Source organism: Citrobacter sp., assembly GCF_050252275.1.
Lineage (GTDB): Bacteria > Pseudomonadota > Gammaproteobacteria > Enterobacterales > Enterobacteriaceae > Citrobacter_A > Citrobacter_A amalonaticus.
Genome location: NZ_JBFWLF010000191.1, coordinates 1 through 9036, shown reverse-complemented (window position 1 = coordinate 9036; position 9036 = coordinate 1). Strand labels below are relative to the sequence as shown.

Here is a 9036-nt window from a genome sequence, read left to right as displayed (position 1 = left end):
CAGCGCGCCGACAATAATCATCACCTCGCCAATCTTCATCGACAACAGATTCGCCAGCCCCAGATGGAACACGTTCCACGGATCGGCACCTAAATCCGCGCGCACAAACATCGCGGTTGATACCCCATACAGAGCCAGTCCAAAATAAAGTTGAACCAGACGACGTCCCATTTTCACCCTCCCCGTTCAGATAGTCTTCATCATCTCTGTAATTGGCACTATGATTAATGACCAGTTTTGAAAAAGTGGACTGCAATGTCATCACGTCGTTATGGAAGTCAATCTCTCCAGCGCCTGATTGGGCACTGGCAGGACAGCGCCGCAAGAACTCCGCTCTGGCGGCAACTGGCAGAAGCGTTGCGTCTGCTGATCCTCGACGGGCGTCTGGCACTCGACAGCCGTTTGCCCGGAGAACGCGAACTGGCTGCGGTACTCGACATCAGCCGGACCACCGTGGCCAGCGCGCTGGCGCAATTGCGGGAAGAGGGATATCTGGAGAGTCGGCACGGCAGTGGGTCGCGTGTGGTTCTGCCGGGTCATATCCGCGAAGTGCCAACGCGAACCGGTACCACGATGGCATTGGATCTCTCCACCGCCGCCCTCAGTGCGGGGCCTGAAATCCATCAGGCTTATCAACAGGCGCTGGTTGCGATGCCACCGCATTTGCTGACGTCGGGCTATCAACCGCAGGGATTACTCTGCTTGCGTGAATCGCTCGCCCGTCATTACTGTGCGCGAGGCCTGCCGACAACGGCGGATGAAATCATGGTGGTCAACGGCGCGGTCAGTGGTCTGGCGCTGATCCTGCGCTTATTGACTGGCCCCGGCGATCGGGTAGTGGTCGATCATCCGACGTACCCGCTGGCAATTGCGGCCATTCAGGGCGCCTCCTGTCGACCGGTGGGCGTGTCATTACCCGAACAGGGTTGGGATACGGATGGACTGGCCGCAACCATCGCCCAGACCTCACCGAGAATGGCCTATCTGATGCCGGATTTCCATAATCCCACCGGGCGGTGTATGGATGATGAGACGCGGCACGTCATCGCGGATATCGCTGCCCGTACGCGTACAACGCTAGTGATTGACGAAACGATGGTGAACCTCTGGTACGACGCCCCACCGCCCCCGCCACTGGCGGCGTATCACCGCGACGCCCCGGTAATTATGCTGGGTTCAGCGGGCAAGAGTTTCTGGGGAGGACTGCGTCTGGGCTGGGTGCGTGCGCCATCACGTACCATCGCCGCGCTGGTGCAAACGCGGGATACGGTCGATTTGGGCTCGCCGGTCATCGAACAACTTGCCACCACGTGGCTCCTGGATAATGCTGATTCATTTTTGCCGCAGCGCAGACAACAGCTCGCCGCGCGGCGCGCACTCTGCAACACCCTGATGCGCAAACACTTTCCCGAGTGGCGCTATCAGCAACCACAGGGCGGATTATCCTTCTGGGTAGAACTGCCGGATACGCTGGCAACGCTTTTCGCCACGCGGGCGGAAAGCGTCGGGATCCAACTCGGAACAGGCACCCGTTTTGGGCTCGCGGGCGCGTTTGATCGTTTCTTACGTATGCCGTTTGCCTTACCGGAAGAGCCTCTGCGCGCGGCGTTTAACACCCTGGAACCGATCTGGGAAACACTGCGTCTGCAGTCCGGCAACGCTAAGGTGCGTAAGATTATTTAATGCTGACGAGGAACCGGAAAACCCTTGAGGGAAATCACAAAATTATCGCCCTCTTTCTTTATTTTGGCACCGGCATCGCACCAGTCAGAGGCTATACGGAAAAATTCATCACTACCGACGTTCCAGCTCAGGCAAACATGCTTAACATAACCCGAGCGGAGCAGTTCACAGGCTTCGCCATAGTTACTGGCGATGGAGAGCGTTTGCTGTTTCATTTTTTCTTCTTCAGTAGTCTGCGCAATGCTTTGATTTCTTTAGGAGTCAGTGGCTCAACAAACGACTCTTCCGTGTGTTGGCTATCGATATCGCCAGCCGAGACCCCCGCCTCTGCCGCAACGTCGAAGGCAATCAGCAGCAGTTTTTCTGTCGTGACGCTTAAATTCTCATTATTCAGTTCAGCGTAATGACGAAGTTTTTCTTTTAATGTCTCATCAATTTTGACATTCAGTACTGCAGTAGCCATCGTAAGAATCCTTGTGGACAGGCAAAAGCACGGTTCCGGCGACGACAGGATCGCCATGACGTGATAAGCGAATTGAGCGCCAGGATTTAACATCCCAAAAACACTCTGCCAGCATTTGATGACAAAAAAATGACAAAACCATGACAACAACAAGAAGAAAAACGAAGATGTGATGCCAGATGGCACAAATGGGTGGGGGCCCTGCCAGCTACATCCCGGCACACGCGTCATCTGCCTTGGCTGCTTCCTTCCGGACCTGACCTGGTAAACAGAGTAGCGTTGCGGGAGAACCAACAGAGCCCCCATTGAGAGCGTTGTTAACCAACGCGCAGGCGCATTATCACTGCTGCCCCCTGTAATTGCAAGCCATCGGCGGTCAGATGCTGGTTTCTTGCGCAATGGAACTTCCCGCGCCCGCCATTCCAGATTATGCTGAAGGATTACCGCAGGAAGAGACCATGGACAGACAAGACACTTTCCCTCAGCGCGTCTGGCAAATTGTTGCCTCCATTCCCGAAGGCTGTGTCACCACTTATGGCGACGTCGCGTTGCTCGCAGGTTCTCCGCGCGCGGCCAGACAGGTCGGCGGCGTACTCAAACGTTTACCCGAAGGCAGCACTCTGCCCTGGCATCGGGTGGTGAATCGGCACGGCGCGATTTCACTCACCGGTCCCGATCTACAGCGACAACGGCAGGCATTACTGGCGGAAGGTATTGTGGTATCAGGGAGCGGGCTGATTGATTTGCAACGGTATCGCTGGAATTATTGACCCTCTCCGGGTGGAGAGGGTCAGACAGGCCTTAGTACTGTGTCGGAGCAGGCACCGCTGAAGACGGGTTGACCTGCGTTGGCGAAGTTGAAGGCACCGTTGTCGCTGCCCCACCGCTTGCCTGCACAGGCACTTCCGTTTGCTGCACCGGCACCAGAGTCAGATCGGCTTTCGTACCGCCCTGGTTGATGACCGGCTGAACGGTATCGGTAATAAACACCAGTTTGTCATTCACCGTAATTGCCGCACTCAGCAGAATGCGGGCATTCGGCTGCACGTCAGCCGGGTTAAACGGCAGAACGAAGCTAAATGGCGCCTGTTTCCCTTCGGTACGAACCGCTTTCTGGGACAACACTTTCGACGGGGCGTCGGCGAGCGACGCATCCGACAGGGTCACGGTAAGCACGGCGTCAGGCGGCAATGCCACTTTCTGACGGATCCATACGGTACCCGAGACATTAGGTTGCTGAATAGCAGGCTGTGTGGCCGTTGCTGAAGTGTTTGGGTTTGGCGCTGGCGTCTGGATATCCGCGCTTTTATCTGCGCAGGCGGCCAGAGCAACCGCAACCGCTAAACCACTTACCATGTGCATGAGCTTCATTAAATTCTCCTTATCATCTCTGCACCAGCGGGTTTTCCTCCCGCCGGAAGAGTGGTTAACAAAAACGTAACGTAGCTAAGTGTGGCACATATCACTTATTTTTGCCTGGAATTGGCCAGTTTTTCAGACTATTGCACCCATCGGACCACTTCCAAAATTGCGTTATACTCTGCCTATCTCGCTTCGGCGTCGTTGTTACCTGGAGAGCATGTATGAGTCAGGCACTGAACAATTTGCTGACATTGTTGAATCTGGAAAAAATTGAGGAAGGACTCTTTCGGGGCCAAAGTGAAGACTTAGGGCTGCGCCAGGTATTTGGTGGACAGGTCGTCGGTCAGGCGCTGTATGCAGCGAAAGAAACGGTACCAGAAGAACGCCTGGTCCACTCGTTTCATAGCTATTTTTTACGCCCTGGTGATAGCCAGCGACCGATTATTTATGACGTGGAAGTTCTGCGCGACGGCAACAGCTTCAGCGCCCGCCGCGTTGCCGCTATTCAGAACGGAAAGCCTATTTTTTATATGACCGCTTCATTCCAGGCGCCAGAGCCCGGTTTCGAACATCAAAAAACCATGCCGCACGCCCCCGCGCCGGAAGGATTGACATCAGAAACCGACATTGCCCGGTCAGTCGCGCATCAGTTGCCGCCGATTTTAAAAGATAAATTTCTCTGCGATCGCCCGCTGGAAGTGCGTCCCGTTGAGTTTCATAACCCGTTAAAAGGCCATGTGGCAGAACCCACGCGCCAGGTGTGGATCCGCGCGAACGGTACGTTACCCAACGACATTCGCGTCCATCAGTATCTGTTGGGCTACGCCTCCGATCTCAATTTCCTGCCGGTTGCCCTGCAACCTCACGGCATTGGTTTCCTGGAAAAAGGGATTCAGATTGCCACGATCGACCATTCCATGTGGTTCCACCGTCCGTTTGATTTGAATGAATGGCTGCTGTACAGCGTGGAAAGCACGTCGGCCTCCAGCGCGCGCGGATTTGTTCGCGGCGAGTTCTACACGCAGGATGGCAAACTGGTGGCCTCGACCGTGCAGGAAGGGGTAATGCGTAATCACAACGAATAAAAAACCGGATGGCATTGCTGCGCATCCGGCGATATCCCGCGTTGCCCGGTTAAGTTCACCGGGCATTTTTCTGTTATGCGTTGTAGGCATTCTCGCCGTGACTGTTCACATCCAGCCCTTCGCGCTCTTGCTCTTCCGGGACGCGCAGACCAACGGTCATATCCGCCAGCTTGTAGCCGATGAAGGCCACGACGCCAGACCAGACGATCGTGATGGCGATGCTCTCAAGCTGAACCAGCAGCTGATGCCCCATCGTCACCCCTTCAGCAAAGCCCACACCGCCCAGTGCGCTTGAGGCAAAGACCCCGGTAAGAATACAACCGACAATCCCGCAGACACCGTGAACGCCAAACACATCACACGGGTCATCAACGCGCAGCAGACGTTTGAGCATTGTCACGCCCCACAGCCCGGCCACGCCAGCCACCACACCAATGATTAACGCGCCACCGACACCGATGTAACCACAGGCAGGCGTCACGCCAACCAGACCGGCAATCGCCCCTGAGCATGCACCCAGCAGAGACGGTTTACCGCGCAACGCCCACTCGCCGAAGATCCAGCCGAGGATCGCGGCGGCCGTGGCAACAACGGTGTTCACAAAGGCCAGCGCAGCAATTTCGTTCGCCGTCCCTGCGGAACCGGCGTTAAAGCCGAACCAACCGATATAGAGGATCGCCGTACCGGTAAAGACCATCGGCAGGTTATGCGGTTTGAACGCCTCTTTGCCGAAACCCACACGTTTGCCAATCAGGTAAGCCCCCACCAGGCCAGCGATGGCGGCGTTGATATGCACGACGGTACCGCCGGCAAAGTCCAGCGCACCGTGCGATCCCAACAGGCCGCCGCCCCACACCATATGGGCAATCGGAATGTAGGAGAGGGTCAGCCAGACCACCACGAAGATCAGGACGGCAGAGAAACGGATGCGTTCCGCCAGCGAACCGACGATCAGGCCGACAGTAATACAGGCAAACGATCCCTGGAAAGCAACGTGAATATATTGGTAGATACTGCCCATTACGGCGGTCAGTTCAATGTTTTTCAGCATCACCCAGTTGAAGTTACCGAAGAAGCTGTTCCCTTCGCCGAATGCCAGTGAATAACCAAACACCACCCATATGATGCACACCAGCGCAAAGGTGACGGTGACCTGCGTCAGCATCGACAGGACGTTCTTCCCGCGGATCAAACCGCCGTAAAACAGGGCGATACCCGGTATGGTCATAAACAGCACCAGCGCGGTACAAATCATCATAAAGGCGTTATCGGCTTTATCCGCCACTGCCGGAGCAGCCATCGCGAGACCTGGCAGCAGCGCCAGCGAAGCAAGGCCCGTTTTCATCGTTGCTATCTTCATTTTGTCGTTTCCCGTTACTGTGTGCCAGGCTTTACAGCGCCGCTTCGTCAGCTTCGCCGGTGCGAATACGAATGACGCGTTGCAGCTCCGCGACGAAAATTTTGCCGTCGCCAATTTTTCCGGTGTAGGCCGCCTTGCTGATGACATCGATCACTTCATCCAGTTGGTCGTCGGCAATGGCCACATCAATCTTCACTTTAGGCAGGAAGTTGACACTGTACTCTGCACCCCGATATAACTCGGCATGACCCTTCTGACGTCCGAACCCTTTCACTTCGGTGACGGTCAGCCCTTGAATACCAATAGAAGAGAGCGCTTCGCGAACGTCTTCCAGTTTGAACGGTTTGATTACCACGGTAACCAGCTTCATAGATCCCCTCCAGTCAGAATTCGGCATATGGTGCGACTACACGACTGAGGTATTGCAAGGGGTATGCCAGAATTGAAAAAGCGGGGTCGATGTCTGTTCTACAGGCCGTCTGACGGGCGATTCAGAATGGAAAACGGAACGGGAAAAGAAAAACGCACCATGACAGTGCATGATGCGTTACATTTTTGCACCACCGCCGAAGCGACCCGGCAGCGGCGGTGCATCAGGCGGGAAGCGACTCCTCGCGAACGCTGGCGGCAAGCTCTTCGCCAGCGAGCTGGAGCTGATACATCTGCCAGTAGCGCCCTTGCGCCGCAAGCAGTTGCTGATGAGTACCACGCTCTACCGCCTGTCCACGATGAAGCACCAGAATGGTGTCCGCCTCAACAATGGTCGACAGTCGGTGCGCAATCACCACCAGCGTGGTGTGTTCGCGCACGGCGGCCAGCGCATGCTGAATGGCCTGCTCGGTACCGGAATCGATACTGGCGGTCGCTTCGTCGAGGATCAAAATTTGCGGCGTTGCCACCAGCACCCGCGCCAGCGCCAGTAACTGTTTCTGCCCGACGGAGAGATTGTTCCCCTGCTCACCAAGTTGAGTATGAATGCCTTCGCTCATCCCGCGAGCCAGTTCCGCCAGTTGCACCGTCTCCAGGGCTTGCCACACTTGTTCTTCAGAGATATCCCGCCCCAGCGTCACGTTTGCCAGGAATGAATCCGCCATGACCACCGGATCCTGTTGCACCATCGCGACGCCCTGACGCAACGCGCTGTGACTCAGTGAACGTAATGGACGCCCGTCAAGGCGAATCTCCCCCTGACTCAGTGGGTAATAGCCCATCAGCAGACTGGCAAGCGTACTTTTACCGCTGCCGGTATGCCCAACCAGTGCAACAAAACTGCGGGACGGTACGGAAAGGCTGACATTTTGCAGCACCAGATTATCGTCGCGATAGGCGAACGACACATCCTCAACGTCAATCTGCCCGGACGCCAGCGGTCGCGGGTCCTGCCCGTAACGCTGGCGCGGCCCGTCCATCAGTTCAAACACGCGCTCCCCGGCCACCACGGCCTGTTGCAGCATCGACTGCTGAGTGGTCAGTTCGATCAGCGGTTCATTAAGGCGTCCCAGATAACTGATAAAGGCGTAGAGCACCCCGACTTCTATTGTTCCTGCCGACGTAAAACTGAACAACATCAACAGACCGCAGAGAATGAGCGCGGAAAACAGGCTCAGCAGAGGCCGTAATAAGAAGCCATCTAAACGCAACGTCTGCATACGCGCCAGATAATGCGAGCGGCTGGCTTCGCCCATCCTCTCACCAAAGCGCGCCTGCTGGCGAAACTGCTGGATCACGCTCATGCCGTTAATCACTTCGTTGAAGCCATCATTGATATCGGCGAGATAAGCCCGCACACGACGGACTATCGGCGTGCTGTAACGCTGATAGATAATCATCACCACCAGCACCGCCGGGAAAATCAGGATCGCCACCAGCGCCATGCGCCAGTCGAGACTGAACATTGCCACCAGCATCGCGCCAATCAGCGCCGCGCTGCGCAGAACTGTCGCGACTACCGTGACATACAGATCGCGGATCACTTCGGTATCGTTGGTGACGCGCGAAATGAGCTGTCCGACGGGCTGCGTGTCAAATTCACTCAACGGCTGACGCAGCGCGGCATCCATCACGTCGGTACGCAATTGCTGCACCACGCCGACCGCAGCGCGGTTAAACAACAGCGACTGAGCATAGTGCAGACTGGCGGCGAGAATCTGTAGCCCAAGATAGGCGGCAATGAGTCCGGTCACCCTCCCCAGCGGCAGGTTATTTTTAGCCACCATGTTGTCGATGAAGTAGCTTATCAGTAGCGGCCCGCTGACTTCTGCTGCCGCCGCGACCCACAGCATAATCACTGCAACGCCCAATGGTTTTCGCCATGGCGATCCATAGGCCAGCAGGCGTTTGAGGGTCGGCCATAACTGCCCAAAACTACGCATTTGCCGCCTCCTCGTTATTTTCCGGCGCATCATCAAGCGCCGCTTCCAGTTGCTGATAACGGTACATATCGCGATACCAGCCCGCCTGCTGCACCAGTGCCTCGTGATCGCCGCGCTGCGCGATATGCCCATGCTGCATCACGATGATTTCGCTCGCTTCAGTCAGCGCCGAGAGGCGGTGCGCGCTGATAATCACCGTTCGCCCTTCTCCCCACTGGCGCAGATTGTGCAAGATCTGATGCTCCGTTCGCCCGTCCACCGCCGACAGGGCGTCGTCCAGGACCAGGATTTCGGCATTCAGCAACAGCGCCCGCGCAATGGAGATACGCTGTTTCTGTCCGCCAGAAAGCATCACGCCGCGCTCGCCGACCTCGGTATCGTAGCCCTGCGGCAGACGAAGAATATCCTCATGTACGCTGGCTAAACGCGCCACATGTTCAATATCCTGTTGCGTGGCGCTGGGGCAGCCCAGCGCAATGTTATTCGCCACGGTATCCGAAAACAGGAATGGCGTCTGACTGACCACCGCCAGCCGACTGCGCCAGCTATCCAGTTGCAGGCATGGCAGAGGGATGTCATGAAAACGGATATCCCCCTCGGTGATATCGAAATGGCGCTGAATCAGCGACAACACGGTACTTTTACCCGCGCCGGTCGGCCCGCAGATGCCGAGCATCTGCCCAGGCTTAAGCTGAAAATTGACGTTTTCCA

10 protein-coding genes and 1 other RNA gene are annotated in these 9036 nt (G+C 56.4%); 3 read left to right on the top strand and 8 right to left on the bottom strand.

Features of this window, described 5'->3' with window-relative positions:
- Window positions 1-255 precede the first annotated feature (255 nt).
- On the top strand, window positions 256-1683 hold the full coding sequence (locus tag AB7E14_RS15765; RefSeq protein WP_316961951.1) for a PLP-dependent aminotransferase family protein: 1428 nt from the start codon (window positions 256-258) through the stop codon (window positions 1681-1683).
- Here the strand turns inward: AB7E14_RS15765 and AB7E14_RS15760 are convergent.
- The 3 genes from AB7E14_RS15760 to ffs form a co-directional block, all read right to left on the bottom strand.
- Window positions 1680-1898 carry a hypothetical protein gene (locus AB7E14_RS15760; protein ID WP_043001564.1) on the bottom strand — a complete coding sequence of 73 codons (219 nt, stop codon included), beginning with the start codon at window positions 1896-1898 and terminating at the stop codon, window positions 1680-1682. The two genes, AB7E14_RS15765 and AB7E14_RS15760, sit on opposite strands and share 4 nt — an antisense overlap.
- Window positions 1895-2146: a hypothetical protein gene (locus AB7E14_RS15755; RefSeq protein ID WP_043001565.1), complete on the bottom strand. Its 252-nt coding sequence runs from the start codon at window positions 2144-2146 to the stop codon at window positions 1895-1897. The genes AB7E14_RS15760 and AB7E14_RS15755 overlap by 4 nt, the downstream gene beginning before the upstream one ends.
- Window positions 2147-2345: 199 nt before the next feature.
- Window positions 2346-2442, bottom strand: an RNA gene (gene ffs, locus AB7E14_RS15750) — signal recognition particle sRNA small type.
- A gap of 162 nt (window positions 2443-2604) precedes the next feature.
- Between ffs and AB7E14_RS15745 the strand changes: the two genes are divergently transcribed.
- A complete protein-coding gene (locus tag AB7E14_RS15745; protein ID WP_044327287.1) occupies window positions 2605-2916 on the top strand; it encodes an MGMT family protein in 312 nt (103 codons plus the stop codon).
- 31 nt (window positions 2917-2947) lie between these two features.
- Here AB7E14_RS15745 and AB7E14_RS15740 read toward each other — a convergent pair whose 3' ends face one another.
- Window positions 2948-3517, bottom strand: a complete 570-nt coding sequence (locus AB7E14_RS15740) for a YbaY family lipoprotein (RefSeq protein ID WP_044267638.1) — start codon at window positions 3515-3517, stop codon at window positions 2948-2950.
- 212 nt (window positions 3518-3729) lie between these two features.
- Here AB7E14_RS15740 and tesB point away from each other — a divergent pair, with 212 nt between their 5' ends.
- On the top strand, window positions 3730-4593 hold the full coding sequence (gene tesB, locus AB7E14_RS15735; protein WP_043001567.1) for an acyl-CoA thioesterase II: 864 nt from the start codon (window positions 3730-3732) through the stop codon (window positions 4591-4593).
- Window positions 4594-4666: 73 nt separating this feature from the next.
- Here the strand turns inward: tesB and amtB are convergent, their stop codons facing one another.
- From amtB to AB7E14_RS15715, 4 genes are all read right to left on the bottom strand, one after another.
- Window positions 4667-5953: an ammonium transporter AmtB gene (amtB, locus tag AB7E14_RS15730; RefSeq protein ID WP_043001568.1), complete on the bottom strand. Its 1287-nt coding sequence runs from the start codon at window positions 5951-5953 to the stop codon at window positions 4667-4669.
- A gap of 31 nt (window positions 5954-5984) precedes the next feature.
- Window positions 5985-6323, bottom strand: coding sequence for a P-II family nitrogen regulator (glnK, locus tag AB7E14_RS15725; protein ID WP_002891893.1), 339 nt, complete (start codon window positions 6321-6323; stop codon window positions 5985-5987).
- A gap of 223 nt (window positions 6324-6546) precedes the next feature.
- Window positions 6547-8325, bottom strand: coding sequence for a SmdB family multidrug efflux ABC transporter permease/ATP-binding protein (locus AB7E14_RS15720; RefSeq protein WP_044258949.1), 1779 nt, complete (start codon window positions 8323-8325; stop codon window positions 6547-6549).
- On the bottom strand, window positions 8318-9036 hold a 719-nt coding region (locus tag AB7E14_RS15715; protein WP_428169656.1), incomplete at its 5' end, for an ATP-binding cassette domain-containing protein. The genes AB7E14_RS15715 and AB7E14_RS15720, both read right to left, overlap by 8 nt.

Excerpts from the sequence above, each read along its gene's own strand:
- AB7E14_RS15765 (WP_316961951.1), top strand. The coding sequence starts at position 256 with ATGTCATCACGTCGTTATGGAAGTCAATCTCTCCAGCGCCTGATTGGG.
- AB7E14_RS15760 (WP_043001564.1), bottom strand. The coding sequence starts at position 1,898 with ATGAAACAGCAAACGCTCTCCATCGCCAGTAACTATGGCGAAGCCTGT.
- AB7E14_RS15755 (WP_043001565.1), bottom strand. The coding sequence starts at position 2,146 with ATGGCTACTGCAGTACTGAATGTCAAAATTGATGAGACATTAAAAGAA.
- AB7E14_RS15745 (WP_044327287.1), top strand. The coding sequence starts at position 2,605 with ATGGACAGACAAGACACTTTCCCTCAGCGCGTCTGGCAAATTGTTGCC.
- AB7E14_RS15740 (WP_044267638.1), bottom strand. The coding sequence starts at position 3,517 with ATGAAGCTCATGCACATGGTAAGTGGTTTAGCGGTTGCGGTTGCTCTG.
- tesB (WP_043001567.1), top strand. The coding sequence starts at position 3,730 with ATGAGTCAGGCACTGAACAATTTGCTGACATTGTTGAATCTGGAAAAA.
- amtB (WP_043001568.1), bottom strand. The coding sequence starts at position 5,953 with ATGAAGATAGCAACGATGAAAACGGGCCTTGCTTCGCTGGCGCTGCTG.
- glnK (WP_002891893.1), bottom strand. The coding sequence starts at position 6,323 with ATGAAGCTGGTTACCGTGGTAATCAAACCGTTCAAACTGGAAGACGTT.
- AB7E14_RS15720 (WP_044258949.1), bottom strand. The coding sequence starts at position 8,325 with ATGCGTAGTTTTGGGCAGTTATGGCCGACCCTCAAACGCCTGCTGGCC.